The organism is Shouchella hunanensis, assembly GCF_028735875.1.
Lineage (GTDB): Bacteria > Bacillota > Bacilli > Bacillales > Bacillaceae_D > Shouchella > Shouchella hunanensis.
Genome location: NZ_CP117834.1, coordinates 242,004 through 260,283, shown reverse-complemented (window position 1 = coordinate 260,283; position 18,280 = coordinate 242,004). Strand labels below are relative to the sequence as shown.

Annotated in this window: 17 protein-coding genes and 1 other annotated feature; of the genes, 15 read left to right on the top strand and 2 right to left on the bottom strand. The window is 40.6% G+C overall.

What is annotated here, in order from left to right; translation table 11 throughout:
• Window positions 1-49 precede the first annotated feature (49 nt).
• Window positions 50-376, top strand: coding sequence for a DUF485 domain-containing protein (locus PQ477_RS01440; protein WP_035397693.1), 327 nt, complete (start codon window positions 50-52; stop codon window positions 374-376).
• A complete protein-coding gene (locus PQ477_RS01435) occupies window positions 373-1,899 on the top strand; it encodes a solute symporter family protein (RefSeq protein ID WP_035397695.1) in 1,527 nt (508 codons plus the stop codon). Before PQ477_RS01440 ends, PQ477_RS01435 begins: the two co-directional genes overlap by 4 nt.
• A 54-nt stretch (window positions 1,900-1,953) precedes the next feature.
• On the opposite strand, the gene PQ477_RS01430 is transcribed toward PQ477_RS01435, so the two are convergent.
• Entirely contained in the window at window positions 1,954-2,361 is a 408-nt protein-coding gene (locus PQ477_RS01430) for a hypothetical protein (RefSeq protein WP_035397698.1), read from the bottom strand.
• 172 nt (window positions 2,362-2,533) lie between these two features.
• Between PQ477_RS01430 and PQ477_RS01425 the strand changes: the two genes are divergently transcribed.
• Together PQ477_RS01425 and PQ477_RS01420 are read left to right on the top strand one after the other, a co-directional pair.
• Entirely contained in the window at window positions 2,534-3,604 is a 1,071-nt protein-coding gene (locus PQ477_RS01425) for a M42 family metallopeptidase (RefSeq protein WP_490723215.1), read from the top strand.
• A 17-nt stretch (window positions 3,605-3,621) separates the two neighbouring features.
• Window positions 3,622-3,906 carry a hypothetical protein gene (locus tag PQ477_RS01420; protein ID WP_035397700.1) on the top strand — a complete coding sequence of 95 codons (285 nt, stop codon included), beginning with the start codon at window positions 3,622-3,624 and terminating at the stop codon, window positions 3,904-3,906.
• Between the two features lie 286 nt (window positions 3,907-4,192).
• Here PQ477_RS01420 and sspI read toward each other — a convergent pair whose 3' ends face one another.
• Window positions 4,193-4,399, bottom strand: coding sequence for a small acid-soluble spore protein SspI (gene sspI / locus PQ477_RS01415; RefSeq protein ID WP_035397702.1), 207 nt, complete (start codon window positions 4,397-4,399; stop codon window positions 4,193-4,195).
• 115 nt (window positions 4,400-4,514) lie between these two features.
• On the opposite strand from sspI, the gene PQ477_RS01410 reads away from it, so the two are divergent.
• The 11 genes from PQ477_RS01410 to PQ477_RS01360 all read left to right on the top strand — a co-directional run bounded on the left by PQ477_RS01410 (window position 4,515) and on the right by PQ477_RS01360 (window position 18,275).
• Window positions 4,515-5,258 (top strand): TrmH family RNA methyltransferase, encoded by a 744-nt coding sequence (locus PQ477_RS01410; RefSeq protein ID WP_035397704.1) that lies wholly within the window; start codon window positions 4,515-4,517, stop codon window positions 5,256-5,258.
• 50 nt (window positions 5,259-5,308) lie between these two features.
• Window positions 5,309-5,519, top strand: a binding site (T-box leader).
• 54 nt (window positions 5,520-5,573) lie between these two features.
• Window positions 5,574-6,608 (top strand): phenylalanine--tRNA ligase subunit alpha, encoded by a 1,035-nt coding sequence (gene pheS / locus PQ477_RS01405; RefSeq protein WP_274272865.1) that lies wholly within the window; start codon window positions 5,574-5,576, stop codon window positions 6,606-6,608.
• A gap of 16 nt (window positions 6,609-6,624) precedes the next feature.
• Window positions 6,625-9,051, top strand: a complete 2,427-nt coding sequence (gene pheT, locus PQ477_RS01400; RefSeq protein WP_144559339.1) for a phenylalanine--tRNA ligase subunit beta — start codon at window positions 6,625-6,627, stop codon at window positions 9,049-9,051.
• A gap of 297 nt (window positions 9,052-9,348) precedes the next feature.
• Window positions 9,349-9,585: a cell division protein ZapA gene (zapA, locus tag PQ477_RS01395; protein ID WP_035397709.1), complete on the top strand. Its 237-nt coding sequence runs from the start codon at window positions 9,349-9,351 to the stop codon at window positions 9,583-9,585.
• A 1-nt stretch (window position 9,586) separates the two neighbouring features.
• Window positions 9,587-10,126: a CvpA family protein gene (locus PQ477_RS01390; RefSeq protein ID WP_035397711.1), complete on the top strand. Its 540-nt coding sequence runs from the start codon at window positions 9,587-9,589 to the stop codon at window positions 10,124-10,126.
• A gap of 48 nt (window positions 10,127-10,174) precedes the next feature.
• A complete protein-coding gene (gene polX / locus PQ477_RS01385; protein ID WP_274272864.1) occupies window positions 10,175-11,905 on the top strand; it encodes a DNA polymerase/3'-5' exonuclease PolX in 1,731 nt (576 codons plus the stop codon).
• Entirely contained in the window at window positions 11,905-14,268 is a 2,364-nt protein-coding gene (locus PQ477_RS01380) for an endonuclease MutS2 (protein ID WP_144559337.1), read from the top strand. Before polX ends, PQ477_RS01380 begins: the two co-directional genes overlap by 1 nt.
• A gap of 12 nt (window positions 14,269-14,280) precedes the next feature.
• Window positions 14,281-14,691 (top strand): DUF350 domain-containing protein, encoded by a 411-nt coding sequence (locus PQ477_RS01375; protein WP_038481759.1) that lies wholly within the window; start codon window positions 14,281-14,283, stop codon window positions 14,689-14,691.
• Between the two features lie 383 nt (window positions 14,692-15,074).
• On the top strand, window positions 15,075-16,775 hold the full coding sequence (locus PQ477_RS01370; protein ID WP_144559336.1) for a long-chain-fatty-acid--CoA ligase: 1,701 nt from the start codon (window positions 15,075-15,077) through the stop codon (window positions 16,773-16,775).
• A 124-nt stretch (window positions 16,776-16,899) separates the two neighbouring features.
• The gene (gene fadR / locus PQ477_RS01365; protein WP_144559335.1) at window positions 16,900-17,499 is read left to right on the top strand and encodes a fatty acid metabolism transcriptional regulator FadR; all 600 of its coding nucleotides are present in this window, start codon (window positions 16,900-16,902) and stop codon (window positions 17,497-17,499) included.
• A gap of 5 nt (window positions 17,500-17,504) precedes the next feature.
• Window positions 17,505-18,275, top strand: a complete 771-nt coding sequence (locus PQ477_RS01360) for an enoyl-CoA hydratase (protein ID WP_060703811.1) — start codon at window positions 17,505-17,507, stop codon at window positions 18,273-18,275.
• Window positions 18,276-18,280 lie beyond the last annotated feature (5 nt).

The window sequence follows — 18,280 nt, the reverse complement described above, 5'->3', positions numbered from 1 at the left end:
AGGAAAATCGTTTTACTAATGAATTGAAACCCATAGAGGAGGAGTCGGCATGAGGAAAAATCAGGATTCGTACTATGAGAAAATTGAGAAGAGCCCGTCTTTTAAACGTCTGATGAAAGAGAAAAAAGGCTTTTTAATTCCATCCATCATCTTTTTTATGCTTTTTTACTTTTCGTTACCCGTACTTGCCGTTTATACAGATGTGTTAAATGGACGAGTTTTTGGCGATATTACGTGGGCTTGGGTGTTAGCTGTAGCACAATTTATCATGACCTGGACTTTGTGTACGCTTTACGTAAAAAAAGCGGCTAAATTCGATAAACTCGCTGAAGAGGTAATCGAAGAAAGTGAACAGAAAGAGAGGGCTAGTCTATGAATCCAGCCGTCATTACACTGTTTTTAGCAATCGTTGCATTAACCCTTGTTATTACGTATTTTGCTGCCAAGCGAACAAAAACAGCAAGTGAATTTTATACAGCAGGAGGCGGGCTTACAGGGTGGCAAAATGGTTTGGCGATTGCTGGAGATTATTTATCTGCGGCATCTTTTCTAGGCATAGCAGGTGCAATAGCCCTTTTTGGATTTGATGGTTTCTTTTATAGTATTGGTTACTTAGTCGCGTACCTCGTCGTAATGTTCATTGTCGCCGAGCCGTTGCGCAACCTAGGAAAATATACATTAGCTGATATGATTCATTCTCGATTCGATGCTCGGAAAGTTCGAGGTGTCGCCGCTGGAAGTACGATTACCATTGTCATTTTCTATATGATTGCGCAACTTGTAGGAGCCGGTGCACTTATACAACTTCTTTTCAATATTCCTTATACATGGGCTGTTTTACTAGTAGGCGTGATGATGACAACGTATGTACTTTTTGGAGGAATGACTGCGACGAGCTGGGTGCAAATCGTAAAAGCAGCATTGCTTATGATTGCTACAGTGTTAATCTCCATTATGGTGCTGTTTCAATTTAACTTTAATATTGCTGAAATGTTCTCAACGGTAAGTTCAATGGAAGGAGAAGGGTTTTTAAATCCAGGTGGCCAGGGAAGAGCTCCAATTGATTCCATTTCCTTAATGCTTGCATTAGTACTAGGTACAGCGGGGCTTCCACATATTCTTATGCGCTTCTTCACAGTAAGAGATGCGAAGACAGCAAGAAGCTCTGTTGTAACGGCAACGTGGATTGTTGGGATTTTCTATTTACTTACGATTTTCTTAGGCTTTGGTGCAGCTGCTTTTGTAGGTTCTGATGCTATAATGGAAGCAAATCCAGCTGGGAATATGGCAGCCCCTTTATTAGCTGAGGAGCTGGGTGGAGAACTATTCATGTCGTTTGTAGCAGCTGTTGCATTTGCGACGATTCTTGCTGTTGTTGCTGGTCTAGTTTTGTCAGGAGCATCTGCATTTGCCCATGATGTGTATGGACAAATCATTAAAAAGGGTCAAGCAACACCAAAACAAGAAGTGGTAGCAGCGCGACTAGCCTCTGTCACAGTAGCGATCTTGTCAATCATACTTGCCCTGTTTGCTCAAAATATGAACGTTGCTTTTTTAGTTGCACTAGCGTTCTGTGTGGCGGCAAGTGCGAATCTCCCAGTCATCGTATACACCATCTATTGGAAGCGTTTTAACACAACGGGGGCCATTACGGCTATGCTATCAGGTTTACTGTCTGCGTTGTTCTTAGTTGCCGTGAGTCCGAATGTCATAAGAGCTGATGGCACTGCGTTTATAGTCGGTGATCCGTTAATTGATTTAACGAATCCGGCAATTATTTCAGTTCCTATTGGCTTCTTAGGAGGCATTATTGGCACCTATTTATCTAAAGAACGAAATGAGCAGAAATATTCTGAAGTAAAGGTTCGAGCTAATATTGGCTTGAAAAAAGCCGAGTAATAACAAAACGCCAGCGTACTCAAGTAAGAGTATGCTGGCGTTGTCTTTGCTTACTTACGTAATAGGTTGATCGCTTGTCGATGACGATTTCATGAACGCTTTAACTGGTTTTGACCATTCTATTGAAGCTTTTGGATAGCGGATTCGAATTTCTTCTTCTAAAAAATGAAAGTCTTCATAGCGAAAGCCCTTTAAAGAATGCTGATCCATTTGCATGTGAATACGGGTAATGTCAAAGGAATCAGCTGTAGCCTCTAAATATTTTTCCCCTTCAAACATTAAGCCCTTATACGTTATAAAAAAATTTTTTCGGACATTATCCTCTTCATCAAGGAAATAAAATTCTCTTTTTTCCTGCGCTTTTGTCAGCTTCCTCTCAGGCTTTACTATATATTTAATGAGGCTATAAGCAATGACAATTATGGTTAAGATAATGAGAATGCGGAATAGAATAACAAGCATAGAGGACAGCTCCTTTCAAAATAGATCCCTTACTAGTCATACTACGTAAGAAGAAAAAGGAAGGTTTCATTAATAGTTATAAAGTTTCCCGAACAACTTGTCCACTAAACGTTTGTTGAAAAAAAGAAATTTCGTTATACTAACGGTATTGTGCAAAGAGGGAGTGCTAAATTTGGATCAACAATTACAAATGCTAAAAGATTTAACAGATGCAAATGGAATTTCTGGCTTTGAGAAAGAAGCTAGAGATGTAATGAAATCATACATCTCTCCATATGCGGATTCGATCGAGACCGATCATCTAGGAAGTTTGATTGCTAAGAAAGTGGGCAATGAAGCAGGTCCTAAAATTATGATTGCTGGCCATTTAGATGAGATTGGCTTTATGGTGACGACAATTGACGATAAAGGTTTCCTGCGTTTTCAAACGATTGGTGGCTGGTGGGGGCAAGTGATGCTCGCACAACGAGTGACCATTATGACGAAAAAAGGAAATGTTGCAGGTGTCATCGGCTCTAAACCACCTCATGTTTTGTCACCAGAGGCTCGAAAAAAACCTGTTGATATAAAAGACATGTTTATAGACGTTGGGGCAAGCTCTAAAGAAGAAGCAGCTGAATTTGGAATTATGCCAGGAGATGCAGTTGTGCCAGTTTGTGAATTTACCGTTATGAAAAATGAAAAGCTATTAATGGCGAAGGCTTGGGATAACCGTATCGGGTGCGCAATCGCTATCGACGTCTTAAAACAGTTACAAGGTCAAGAGCACCCTAATGTTGTCTATGGTGTGGGTACCGTCCAAGAGGAAGTAGGATTACGAGGAGCAAAGACAAGCGCCCATGCTGTTCAACCAGATATTGGATTTGGTGTTGATGTAGGGATAGGAGCTGACACACCTGGAACAAAAGGCGAAGGTACCTTAGGGAAAGGTCCGCAAATCATCTTGTTTGATGCATCGATGATCCCTCATAAAGATCTTCGAGATCTTGTTATACAAACGGCAGATGAAAATAAAATACCGTATCAATATGATTCGATTGCAGGTGGAGGTACTGATTCTGGCTCTATTCATTTGACTGCAAATGGGGTACCGGCTCTTTCCATTACCGTTGCGACGCGATACATCCACACTCATGCAGGTATTTTACATCGAGATGACTATGAGAATACGGTCAAGCTATTAGTGGAAGTCATAAAAAAATTGGATGCAGACACAGTGAAACAGTTAACGTTTGGTTCATAAGTAAAAGGGGTTAGCAAATGGATCGATACGGAAAGTGGTCTTTTGTGTTAACAGTCATTTCTTCTGTTATGCTGAGCGTATTTGCGGTGTTTCTTATAACGGGTTTTGCAACAACTTATCCTTCATGGGTCACCAATGCGCTTGGTTCCATTGCACTACTCGTCTTATTTGCTAGTGTTGGCTTTAGTTTGGCCTCTCTTGGAAAAGGAGAAAAAGGGAAGTGGAAATTGGCGCCATGGGTTTTAATCGGTTTAAGCGTCGTCGTCTTATTTATTCTGATTAATGTCGTTTATATGAATTAAGGTTCGTTTAAACGATTACGAATTAAATCAATGCCATATAAGAAGATGCAAAGATGGAAGATAAATAAGAAAAAGCGAAATCCACGGAACCCATATGTTTCCATCGGATGTTGAAACATAAACGATATACCGTAACACAGTAGGATGAATGCGATTATGGAAAAGAACCATCGGATTAGCAAAGGTTACACCTCAAATAATAGACATGTACTATGTCTATGCGGGATAAAGGCAAGTAGTCTTAAAAGGTATATACAAAAAAAGCGAGCGGAATCGCTCGCTTTTTTTAGTTTAAGCCTTTGCTAATATCGGCGCAAAGTTGATCTTTTGTTGATTCATCTGCTTGCTGCCAGTACACTTCAAAGAGAACGCCAAGTCCAGGAAGCATCTTTTCTTCGCCGCTTTGAATAGCGTCTAGAATCGTTGCTTCAACATCCTCTTGGCTTGATCCTTGAATATTAGACATAATGGCACCACGTAAGTTAAATCCCATGCGATTACCCCCTAGGTTAAATGAATCCTCTATAGTATGGCTTCTAAAGGGTAGAAATTATGTATAAAACAAGCTATTCTTTTAGGAAGAACAGTAAAAAAGAGAGGGTAAACAGTTGAAGACAATTGAATCAACGAAAAATGAACGCGTAAAGGCATGGAAAAAGTTACACACGAGAAAAGGGAGAGAGCAGGCTGACTCATTCCTAATAGAAGGCGATCATCTAGTTGATGAGGCACTTGCAGCATCTGTTGCGATCGAGGCGATGATCACAACTCGTACCGACTATGAGACACCTTTCTCTGGTTCTGTATACTATGTCACACAAGCAGTTATGGATGAATTATCAATGACCGAAACGGCTCCAGGTATCATCGCCGTTTGTCAAAAAAAAGTTTGGAAACAACCGACGTCGTTAACCGGAACGTATGTGTTGCTTGATAGCGTTCAAGATCCAGGAAACGTTGGGACGATCATACGGACGGCTCTCGCACTACATGCGTCAGGCGTCATCTTAGGTAAAGGAACAGTGGATGTATATAATGATAAAGTCATTCGCTCGACCCAAGGTGCTTTATTTCACATGCCTGTTTACACAGGTGATCTTCATCAATGGATAGAGACTTTTAAAAAGGAAACTGTACCCGTCATAGGTACAGCTTTAACAAACGCTTCTCCTCTTAAGCGAGATCAAACCTACCCTTCCTTTGCACTACTCGTAGGGAATGAAGGAGAAGGTGTACAGCCCTCTTTACTTTCTCAAGCAACCGAAAATGTCTATATTCCAATCAGTCAGCGTTCGGAGTCGCTTAATGTAGGAATAGCAACTGGCATTTTGCTTTTTTCTTTACAAGGGTAGCCTTGCACATTAAGGGCAAGTTGATTATAATAGAAGACAATAAAATAACGAAAAAAGCAATGATAGAGAGTAGTACGTTCATGACCACCTTATAGGGAGAAGTTGTCTAGACTGGAAGCAACTTTAAGGAACGGCAGGACTGAATTCACTCTGGAGCTGTCCTCTTAAAAGAGGATACCGGTTAAGAGCCGTTATAGTGAATGAAGTCAACGTTTTTACGTATGTGAACTAAGGGTGGTACCGCGAGCTTTCGTCCCTTTCCAGGGGATGGAGGCTCTTTTTGTTGTTTTCTTGAATGCTAAGGGAGGCTATAAGATGCGAGAACAATTAGAAGGATTAAAACAAGAAGCGTTAGCTAAAGTGACAGCAGCTCAATCAGAGAAAGAATTACAAGACGTACGCGTCGCCTATTTAGGGAAAAAAGGTCCGATCACGGAAGTATTACGTGGGATGGGGAAGTTATCTACTGAAGAGCGACCGGTTATTGGCGCATTGGCTAATGTCGTTCGTGATGAGATTAAAGCAGCAATTGACGAAAAAATGGAGAAGATGGCCGCTTCTGCTCTTGATCAGAAATTAAAGGCAGAAACGATTGACGTCACGCTACCTGGACGTAAACCGACACAAGGAACAACCCACCCACTAAATCAAGTCGTTCGTGAAATTGAAGAAATCTTTTTAGGAATGGGCTTTTCAGTTGGGGAAGGTCCTGAAATTGAAACAGACTATTACAATTTTGAAGCCTTAAACTTACCGAAAGATCACCCTGCTCGTGATATGCAAGACTCTTTCTATATAACAGAGGACACATTGCTTCGAACGCAGACATCGCCAGTTCAAGCACGAACAATGGAAGCTCATAAAGGGAAAGGGCCAGTTAAAGTAGTCGCTCCAGGAAAAGTATTTAGACGTGATGATGATGATGCGACTCATTCTCATCAATTTATGCAAGCAGAAGGGCTTTATGTAGACAAAGACGTTCGTATGAGTGATTTAAAAGGTGTACTTGAACTCTTTGCTAAACAGTTTTTTGGACAAGATCGCGAAATTCGTTTACGTCCAAGCTTCTTTCCTTTTACAGAACCATCAGTAGAAATTGACGTGTCATGTGGGATTTGTAAAGGACAAGGCTGTCGAGTGTGTAAGCAATCTGGCTGGATTGAAGTATTAGGCGCAGGCATGGTTCATCCCCGTGTACTCGAAATGAGTGGATTTGATCCAAATGAATACAGTGGATTTGCTTTTGGAATGGGTGTTGAGCGACTAGCGATGTTAAAGTATGACGTTGATGATATTCGCCAGTTTTATACAAATGATAACCGGTTTCTACAGCAGTTTCATACAAAGTGAGGGGGATAAAAAATAAATGTTAGTTTCATACGAATGGTTACAACACTACATTGAAATAGATGATATTACGCCAGAAGAAATTGCGGAGAAGATGACGCGAAGTGGAATCGAAATTGATTTTATTCATAATCGAAACAACGGCGCAACCAACATTGTGGTCGGTTATGTAAAAGCAATTGAGCAACATCCAGACGCAGATAAATTAAATGTCTGCCAAGTAGACATTGGGGAAGAGGAACCAGTTCAAATTGTTTGCGGTGCACCGAATGTTGACGCTGGTCAATATGTGGCTGTTGCTAAGGTTGGAGCGCGATTACCCGGTAATGTGAAGATTAAAAAGGCAAAATTAAGAGGCCAACTTTCTCAAGGGATGATTTGCTCTTTACAAGAGCTTGGCATTGAAGGAAAGCTTGTTCCTAAGCGCTATGCAGAAGGAATTTATGTTTTTCCCGAGGGTGCAGAAGTAGACCCTGGAGATGATGTGCTTGCGATAATGGCATTAAATGATCGAGTTCTTGAACTAGACTTAACTGCGAATCGATCAGATTGTATGCATATGATTGGTGTAGCCTATGAGTTAGCGGCTCTATATGATCGTCCAGTTAAGTTGCCAAAAGCAAAAGTAAGAGAAATTAAAGAAGCGGCTGAAGATTATATTAGCGTACAAGTTGATCATGCTGAAGAAACACCATTTTACCAAGCACTAGTAATAAAAAATGTTCAAGTTGGACCTTCACCAGCTTGGTTACAAAATCGCCTAATGGCAGCGGGAATACGCCCGATAAGCAATGTGGTAGACGTGACGAACTATGTGTTGCTTGAATATGGTCAGCCGTTACATGCGTTTGACTATCATGCCCTTGGAACAGGAAAAATTCACGTTCGACGCGCGTACAGCGATGAATCATTCACTACATTAGATGGGATTGAACGGACGTTAAGCCAAGAGCAACTCGTTATTACGAATGGAAAAGAGCCTGTTGCTTTAGCAGGGGTAATGGGCGGATTGGATTCCGAAGTTACAGATTCAACCACAACGATTGTTCTTGAAGCGGCATCGTTTGCACCTGGACTTGTTCGAAAGTCATCTAAACGAAACAATCTGAGAAGCGATTCAAGTGCTCGATTTGAAAAAGGTGTGAATGAGAGCAGAATTGGAGAAGCGGCGAGGAGAGCAGCTTACTTAATTCAAGACTTAGCTGGTGGTCAAGTATTAAGTGGCGATGTAACTGTCGATCATCGTGTGAAAAAAGAAACAACGATTTCTCTTAACTTGGATCAAATGAACCATCGTTTAGGAACGACTTTATCCATATCTGAAGTGGCTAGCATCATGGGGCGTCTCCAGCTTCCGTGCGAAAAAGTAGATCATGATCTCGTTGTCACCATCCCTGAGCGTCGAAAAGACCTTGTGATTAAACAAGACCTTTATGAAGAAGTCGCACGTATACACGGATATGATAACATTCCTTCTACGTTACCAATCGGCACAACCACTCAAGGAAAACGATCGCCGAAACAGCTCATTCGCACTCAAATTCGCAGTGTTCTTAGCGCTTCTGGGTTGGCAGATGTCATAAGCTACTCTTTAACAAGTCCTGCCAAAGCAGCACGTTTCGTTGACGATGTCTACCAGCCAATACGCATTGACAAGCCGATGAGTGAAGAACGAAGTGTGATGCGTACGAGCTTGCTGCCACATTTATATGATATCGCTGCTCATAACCGTAACCACCGTAATCAAGACCTTTTTATTTATGAACTAGGGTCCGTTTTCTTAACAACGGAAGAAACATTAACGACATTACCTAGAGAAGAAGAGCGTGTCGCTGGTTTTATTAGCGGCACTTACTTAAACCATATGTGGCAAGGCGAGAAGAAGCAAAGTGATTTCTTCTTGTTAAAAGGCATGGTTGAGCAACTATTTGCTTCACTCGGTTTAACAGACATCGTGAGTTTCAAGCAAGTAGAACAAGCTGATTTTCATCCTGGTCGTACCGCAACCGTTTTGTTAAAAGGTGAACCGATTGGAATAATTGGTCAAGTTCATCCAGCGTTACAGGATGAGTGGAACCTTGATGAGTCTTATGTGTTTGAATTGACAATAGAGTCGATTTTCACCCAAGCTAATCAGATGGTTCTGTACCAAGGTGTACCGAAATTCCCATCGATTGGACGAGATATTGCTCTTGTCGTGGATCAGCACATTCCTGTTGCCGACTTAACAACAGTGATTCAAGCAGCAGGCGGTAGCTTACTTAAACAAGTGAGTCTGTTTGATTTATATGAAGGTGATCACTTAGAGGACGGTAAAAAGTCAGTTGCTTTCTCGTTAACGTATCGCCATAATGAACGAACGTTAACAGATGAAGAGGTGCAAGAGCAGCATGAGCAAGTGTTACAAGCTTTAACAGATACGTACCAAGCGACATTACGTTCATAAAAAAAACGTTTGCTAGTTTAAATTATGGAAGGAGTTTTTCCAATAAGTCACTTAAAGTGATGGATGGAAGAGCTCTTTTTTTAGGTTTCGCAAATAGTATCACGCTGTGCTTGCGCCAAAGGCTTTCCGGTTATGGCCAAAGCAACGGCGCATTCGTGGCAAGGAGGATTTATGTGAAAGAATGGAAAAACTGCGCCAGCTTTGGGTTTCAGCTATTTAGCAGTTTCCAATTTAAGTCTGACATGGTATGATGAAGATTAGTTTCAACTAATGCCTTAACGGTATGGAGGTTCTCTCGTGGAAAATGATGATAATAAAACGAGGACGACAGTCCGTATTCAAGGTCAAACGTACAATGTGGTAAGTGAAGAACAAGCTGCCCATGTCAAAACGGTTGCCAAATATATAGACGATAAAATGGACGAATTAAAAAAAAGAAATCCATATTTAGATACAACGAAATTGTCCGTACTCACTGCATTAAATATTGCGGATGACTATTTAAAATTAAAACGGGACATTGAAGGAGAGTAAGATGCTCAGTTTAATTATCCTTGTATTATTGCTCTTCGGCTTCTTTATTGGAAGGCGCCGAGGGTTTATTTTGCAACTCATACACTTAGTAAGCTTTTTTGTAGCAATTTTTATTGCTTGGCGTTATTATGAGCCATTAGCAAATACGATACGACTATACATTCCATATCCGGACTTTTCAGGGGATGGAGCCATCGGAATGATTATCCAATCGTTCGATGCGGAAAGTGTGTATTATTCTGCCATCGCGTTTGCGATTCTCTTTTTTGTGACAAAAATCATTTTGCATATTATCGGATCGATGTTAGATTTTGTTTCTCATTTGCCTATATTAAAAACGGTAAACAGTCTTTTAGGCGGCATATTAGGGTTTTTAGAAATTTATCTATTACTATTTGTTCTCTTATTTGTTGCAACAGTTATTCCAGTAGGAAGCATACAAGGGGCGCTTCAATCATCGGTTGTCGCAGATTTAATGATTAATCATACACCTTATTTATCAGACTGGTTAAGTGAATTATGGGTAAGACCTTCATTTTAATGATTGCTCGCGCATAGCGAGCTTTTTTTTGTAAAGGAGTGTTAGAAGTTGGATAAAAAACAAGTGATTCAAACCCTTGAGGAAATTGCACGTTATTTAGAAATCAAAGGAGAAAACACCTTTAAAATTTCAGCTTATCGAAAAGCGGCACAAGCATTGGAGAAGGATGAACGGTCCTTGCAAGAGATTGATCGACCACAGCAACTTGCTGGAATTGGGAAAGCTACTTCAGAAGTCATACTAGAGTTAAAGGAGACAGGACAGTCAACCGTATTAAGTGAATTACAAGAAAGCTTACCTGCCAGCTTAATGGAACTTATCCAAATTCCAGGTTTAGGTGGCAAAAAAGTAGGGCGATTGTATCGAGAGCTAGGGATAGAGAGTAAAGAAGGATTGCTTGAAGCAGCCAAATTGAACACGATTCAAGCACTTGAAGGGTTTGGAGCCAAGTCTGAAGAGAAAATGATTCAAGCGATTGAGTCGTGGAGTGAACGTCCTGACAGACTCCCACTAGCGACTGTCCTGCCTATAGCTAAAAAGGTGGAAAGTCAGTTAAACGAATGGGCAGAAGTCATTCGGTTTTCGAGAGCTGGGAGCTTAAGACGGTTAAACGAAACTGTAAAAGACTTAGATTACATCATTGCTACCGATCAACCTGCCGTTGTGAAACAACGCCTTCTTGATTTACAGGATCGAACCGATATTATTTCAAAAGGGGATACGAAAGTTTCTTTGAACATAAAAGGAAACCCTCATTCTGTGTCTGTTGATTTTCGAATTGTGGCGGATGAAGCGTTCGCCACCGCTTTACACCACTTTACTGGCTCCAAAGACCATAATGTCCGTATGAGGCAGCTAGCAAAACAACAAGGTGAAAAAATAAATGAGTACGGCGTAGAGGTACTAGAAACCGGCGAAATTCTCACATTTCCTAATGAGACTGATTTTTTTCACCACTTTCATACTGCCTTTATTCCCCCGGAAGCACGAGAAGATGGCACAGAGATTGATGCACATCCAATTGGACAACAGTTTGTGCCCTATAAAGTGATGTCAGACTTACACATGCATACGACATGGAGTGATGGTGCCCAATCATTTGAAGAAATGGCCGAAGCCGCTAAAGAAAAAGGTTATCACCATATTGCCATTACCGATCACTCACACTATCTAAAAGTTGCAAATGGACTTACTGTCGAACGGTTAAAAGCACAGCATCAAGCGATTCGGGATTGGAATGAGCGACATACGGATTTTTCGATTTTTACTGGAATTGAAATGGACATATTACCAAACGGTAGCCTAGACTATGAAGATGACGTGCTAGCATCAATTGATTTTGTCATTGCATCCATTCACTCTTCTTTTTCACAGAGTAAAGCAGATATGATGAAACGGATGAAGCAAGCGATGTTTAATCCTCATGTCGACATGATTGCTCATCCCACCGGACGTTTAATTGGAAAGCGTGCAGGTTATCAAGTAGATGTGGAACAGCTTATTCAATGGTCAAAAGAAACAGGGACTGTATTAGAACTGAATGCAAATCCAAATCGTCTTGATTTAGAATTAATGTGGCTAAAGCGGGCGGTTGAAGTAGGTGCACCTCTTGCAATCAATTCAGATGCTCATCGAATAGACATGTTAGAAGATGTTGTTTATGGTTATGGACAAGCAACGAAAGCGAAGGTACCGCATGATACAATTATTAATACGTGGTCAACGGAAAAATTGACTGCATGGTTAAATACGAACAAGCAGGACAGGAGGCTTTACTAATGGAGCACGTACTCCGAGTGTTAGAATACGATAAAATGAAAGCGCAGCTGATTGGTTTTGTGGCATCAAGCTTAGGAAAGCAACGTGTACAAGCATTGAAGCCTTTAATCGATTTAGATGACGTTCAATTAGTACAAAATGAAACTGCTGAAATAAGTGATATTATTCGTCTAAAAGGCCATGTTCCATTAGGTGGAATTAGCGATATAAAAGCACACGTAAAGCGAGCGGCGATTGGAGGGGTTCTTTCTGCAAGTGAACTTACAGAAATTGCATCAACTCTTTACGGAAGTAAACAACTTAAGTATTTTTTTGAAGAGATCATTGATGAAGGAAATATTGATATTCCGCTGTTGCAAGAGCGAATAGAAGTCCTTGAACCGTTGTCACCACTTGAAAGGGAGATCAAAAGCTGTATTGACGATTATGGCACTGTATTAGATCAAGCGAGTCAAGCATTACGCACGATCCGTCATCAAATGCGTAGTTATGAATCGACAATTAAATCAAAACTCGAATCTCTCACAAGAGGGAGCGGTACGAGAAAGATGTTATCTGACGCCATTGTGACGATTCGTAGCGACCGGTATGTTGTTCCGGTTAAGCAAGAATATCGAGGGAGTTTTGGCGGGATTGTCCATGATCAATCTTCATCAGGAGCGACGCTGTTTATTGAACCTGCTTCAATCGTCACGTTAAATAATCAGTTAACAGAAGCGAAAGCGAAAGAAAGACGAGAGATCGAACGTATTTTAACGGAATTGTCATCAAAAGTAGCTGAAGAAGAAGCGCAATTATTAGTCAATGTAGAGACGCTAGCGGATATGGATTTTATTTCGGCGAAAGGCTATTATGCAAAGTCGATTAAAGGGGTAAAACCCATTTTAAACAATCAAGGGGTCATTGATTTAAAACAAGCGAGGCATCCTTTATTGCCAAGTGAAGACGTTGTCCCAAGTGATATTGCGATTGGAAATCAAGTCCGTTCTCTCGTCATAACAGGACCGAATACAGGTGGTAAAACGGTTACCCTTAAAACAATTGGCTTGCTAACGGTAATGGCGCAATCAGGACTCCATGTGCCTGCTGAAGAAGAAACCCAATTAGCTGTATTTGAGCATGTATTTGCAGATATTGGGGATGAGCAGTCTATTGAACAAAGCTTAAGTACCTTTTCATCCCATATGAAAAACATTGTTTCGATTTTAGAGAAAATGAATGCAAATAGCCTTGTGCTTTTTGATGAATTAGGAGCAGGCACAGATCCAACAGAAGGAGCAGCACTTGCCATTGCCATTCTTGATTTTGTTTATAAGAAAGGGGCTTTGGCGGCTGCGACAACGCATTATAGTGAATTAAAAGGGTATGCGTTTAACCGGGAAGGCGCTATTAACGCTAGCGTCGAATTTGATGTAGAAACCCTTCGACCGACTTACCGGTTACTCGTTGGTGTGCCTGGACGAAGCAATGCGTTTGCGATTTCGAGACGATTAGGACTTGGAGAAGGTATTATTGCGGATGCGAAACTACAGATTGATAGCGATTCGACACAAGTGGAAAATATGATTTCATCTTTAGAAGATAGCCGCAAATCGACTGAACAAGAATGGAGTCAAGCGCACCAAGTACGGCTTGAAGCAGACAAGCTTCGAACCGAGTTAGCGACAAAGCTCGATGAATTTGAAAGAATGAAAGAAAAAATGATAGAAGAAGCGGAAGCAAAAGCAGCAAAAGCAGTGGCTGATGCGAAAGAAGAGGCAGAAGTGATCATTTCCGAACTTAGAGATTTGCAAAAAGCCGGTTATGAGGTAAAAGAACATCAGCTTATTAACGCTCGAAAGCATCTGAATGAAGCGGTGCCAAAGCTCAATAAAAAGCAAAAACAAGTGAAGAAAACGGCAGAAAAAGCCAAACGTATTCCAAAATCTGGAGATGAAGTAAAAGTCATCAGTTTTAACCAAAAAGGTACGGTTGTAAAGAAGGTGACGGACAACGAGTATCAAGTTCAGCTTGGTATTATGAAAATGACAGTTGCGCTTGATGACATACAAGTGCTTGAACAAGCAAAAACTATAGAGCCACAAAAAGCGATTACAACTATTCGTGGTAGTGATGCTCATGTAAAGGCGGAGCTCGACCTACGTGGTGTCCGCTATGATGATGCGATGAATCGAATTGAAAAATATATTGATGATGCCCTCCTTGCTGGTTACCATCAAGTCTCCATCATTCATGGAAAAGGCACTGGTGCACTAAGAAAAGGTGTAAAGCAATTTGTTGCTAGTCATCCACGTATTAAATCTTCTCGTGATGGTGGAATGAATGAAGGTGGGCTTGGCAATACGGTAGTGGAATTGAAATAGGAGGCTATAGAGATGGAGCGCTTATTGTCAAATGAATGGATTCAAACAATCGCAAATTATAGTGTTACGATTTTAATGCTCATTGTTTTTCTTGCGATTTTTGAAACGGTCACGAAGTACAATAACTGGGAAGAGATTAAGCAAGGCAATGTTGCTGTTGCAATGGCAACTGGTGGCAAGATGTTTGGTGTGGCGAATATTTTCGCCAACGTCATTCATCAATCTGAATCGTTGCTTATGATGCTCATGTGGGGTAGCTTTGGCTTTGTACTTCTACTATTTAGCTATTTTATTTTTGAGTTTTTAACACCAGGTTTCAACGTCGATGAAGAAATAGGCAATGATAATCGTGCGGTCGGTCTAGTATCTCTCCTTCTGTCAATTGGATTGTCTTTCGTTATTTCAGCAGGAATAAAAGGGTAGGGGAAAGCCATGAAACTGTTAATTCGCATATTGTATATTTGCTGTGCTATTTTTGCGCTAGCAGGAATTCTATTCTTGTTCATTTATGCGTAACATGCTCAAAAGCGTAAGGAAACGGACGATGTCCGTTTCTTTTTTTGGTTAGCTAAGCTAAAAAGGACCGGTAGAGATCGGTTTCTTTCAACATAAGAAAAAGAGCACTTTTCGTAAATGCCTTCGACGCAAAGCATGCACAAAAGCGAGTAAAGGAGAGTGGGAGACTTCATAAAGATATTTTTTTGAAAAAATAAGAAAAAACAATTGGAAACTGTAAGCGATTACAATACAATGGAAATGAGGAGAATGCATTTCTATTGTGAGGAGCCTGAATGAGGAGGGGAACGATGGAGATCGTTGAAAAAAGATGGACGCAGCACTATCCGAAAACTGTGAAGGAATCTATGCATTATGATGAGCTTCCGTTGCAACATTTTTTCACTGAATCTGCCAAGGCGTATCCTGAACACGAGGCTGTTCATTTTTTAGGAAAATCAATCACATATGAGGATTTGCATAACCAAGCAGTTTCTTTTGCAAATCAGCTGATTAAATTGGGGGTGAAAAAAGGAGATCGAGTAGCGGTAATGTTACCAAACTCTCCACAATCAATCATCAGCTATTACGGCATTCTAATGACAGGTGGAATTGTTGTTCAAACAAACCCTCTTTACGTGGAACGAGAACTACAGCATCAACTATCTGATTCAGGAGCGAAACTCATTGTTTGTCTTGATTCAGTTTTACCTCGGGTACAAAAGGTAATGGAGCAAACGCCACTTGAACTGATTATTGTTACAAGTATTCCAGATTACTTACCATTTCCAAAAGGCATGCTTTTTCCACTTGTACAGAAAAAGCAAGGCATTCCAAAAGTGAAAGTGGAATACTCAGATCGGATATTACGGTTTACTAAACTTGTTAAAGAGGGTAGTCTCAAGCAGCCCGATGTTGAAGTGACTAGTACGGATGTGGCGTTATTGCAATATACTGGGGGTACTACCGGGCTAGCAAAAGGCGTTATCTTAACTCATTATAATCTTGTTGTGAATGCTCAGCAGTGTAATGCGTGGCTGTATAAAGCTGAACCGGCTAAAGAGCGTGTACTCGGTGTGATGCCATTTTTTCACGTGTATGGTATGACTACTGTTATGAATGTCGCCGTTTTGAAGGCGCAGACAATGGTTCTTTTACCACGATTTAATCCGAAAGATGTGCTAAAAACAATTGAAAAGCAGAAGATAACGCTATTTCCAGGTGCACCAACGATGTATATTGCGCTCTGTAAACAAGAAGATATTACGGAATATGATTTGACGTCAGTGAACGCATGTATTAGTGGAGCGGCCGCTCTTCCGCTAGAAGTACAGCAAAAGTTTGAAAAGCTGACAAACGGTCGAATTGTAGAAGGGTACGGATTAACGGAAACATCTCCAGTTGCATGCGCGAACCCTATATGGGATAAGCGAAAGCCAGGAAGTGTAGGTATTCCTTGGCCAGATACAGATGTTATGATTTTTTCGTTAGAACGTGACGGACCAGCAGAAATAGGAGAAATTGGTGAAGTGTTTATCAAAGGTCCTCAAGTGATGTCGGGCTATTGGAATCGACCAGAAGACACAAGTCAAACGTTTCATGGTGACTGGTTTAAAAGTGGTGACATGGGCAGAATGGATGAGGATGGCTACGTATATATAGTGGATCGAAAAAAAGAATTGATTATTGCAAGCGGGTACAATATTTATCCTCGAGAAATTGAAGAAGTATTCTATGAACATGAAGCGATTGTGCAAGCCGCTGTAATCGGTGTACCAGACGAATACCGTGGTGAAACGGTGAAGGCATTTGTTGTATTAAAAGAGGGTGCTTCCATTACGGAAGAGGAGTTAAAAAGCTATTGCGCAAAACGAATGGCAGCTTTCAAACTTCCTAAGTACTATGAATTTAGAGATGAACTGCCTGCTACATTAACAGGTAAAATATTGAAAAGAGTATTATTAGATGAAGAACGAACAAAGAGAGATACACACGAAAAAAAGCAAGCTTAGAACACAAGGTTTCTTTGCTATGCAGGCAAAGAAACCAGTTTCTTATTTGACAATCATCCTCTTATTTACTATAATAGTAATATGAATGAATACTCATTCATGATTGTGGCAAGGAGAGATTGTAGTGAGCAAACGTAAAGGTCAAAAATTCGATAAAATAATTGATGCAGCGGTATTAGTCATAGCTAAGCATGGGTTTCATCAAGCTCAAGTGTCAAAGATCGCAAAAGAAGCTGGTGTGGCAGATGGAACCATTTACTTATATTTTAAAAACAAAGAAGATATATTGATCTCCTTATTTCAAGAAAAAATGGGTTCTTTTGTTGAAACGAGCAAGTTGAAAATTAAACAAGAAAAAACCATTGAAGATAAATTAAAGGTGTTGATTTCGTCTCATTTTGCTCAATTGGAGAAAGATTATCACCTTGCTGTTGTCACTCAATTAGAGTTACGTCAGTCTAAAGTAGAATTGAGACAAAGAATAAATCAAGTTTTAAAAGGATATCTTCTCTTAATAGACGAAATAGTACAAGAGGGGAAAAAAATTGGTACCTTTCATGTCGAATTGGATCCTTTATTGGCGAGACAAATGATTTTTGGAACGCTTGATGAAGTCGTTTCAAACTGGGTTATGTCCGAAGGGAAATTTTCGTTAACAAACCAAACAAATACGGTTCAAGAAATGTTACTTCATGGCTTAACCGGTAAAGAGGAGAGGGGTTAGAGGAAATGGAGCATGTTAAGTGGAAGGTTGAAGATGGTGTAGCCATTGTTACACTAACTCGACCTCCAGCCAATGCGCTTTCACGTGGTGTAATGGCTGAGTTAAACGAGATTTTTGAAAACGTATACAAAGATCAGGAGATTAAAGCAGTGGTTCTTCATGGAGAGGGTCGCTTCTTCGCAGCTGGTGCTGATATTAAAGAATTTACAGAAGTAAAAGATGAACAGGAGTTTGCTCAATTAGGTCGGATTGGACAAGAAACGTTTACGAAAATTGAGCAATCCCCTAAACCAGTTATTGCTGCCATTCATGGTGCGGCTTTAGGTGGCGGTTTAGAGCTTGCGTTAGCCTGTCATATACGATTAGCTGCAAAAGGAACGAAGCTCGGGTTGCCTGAACTGAATTTAGGCCTAATTCCTGGATTTGGTGGAACACAGCGATTACCTAAACTCATTGGAAAAGCTAAAGCAACAGAGCTCATGCTTACAAGTGAACCAATTACAGCAGAAGAAGGCTACTTAGTTGGGCTAATTAATCATGTCTTACCTGAAGAAGACGTTCTTTCAGAAGCACGTTCAATGGCCAAGGTTATTGCAGGTAAGAGCCCTCTAACCGTTCAGAAAACCTTGGAATTAGTGGCATTTAGCGATAACAAGCTAGAAGCAGGGTTAGAGAAAGAGCGTGCCTCATTTGGAGAAGTGTTTAAACAAGAAGATCGGAACGAGGGTGTTCAAGCATTTTTAGAAAAGAGAAAGCCTGTATTTAAAGGGAATTAATAGAG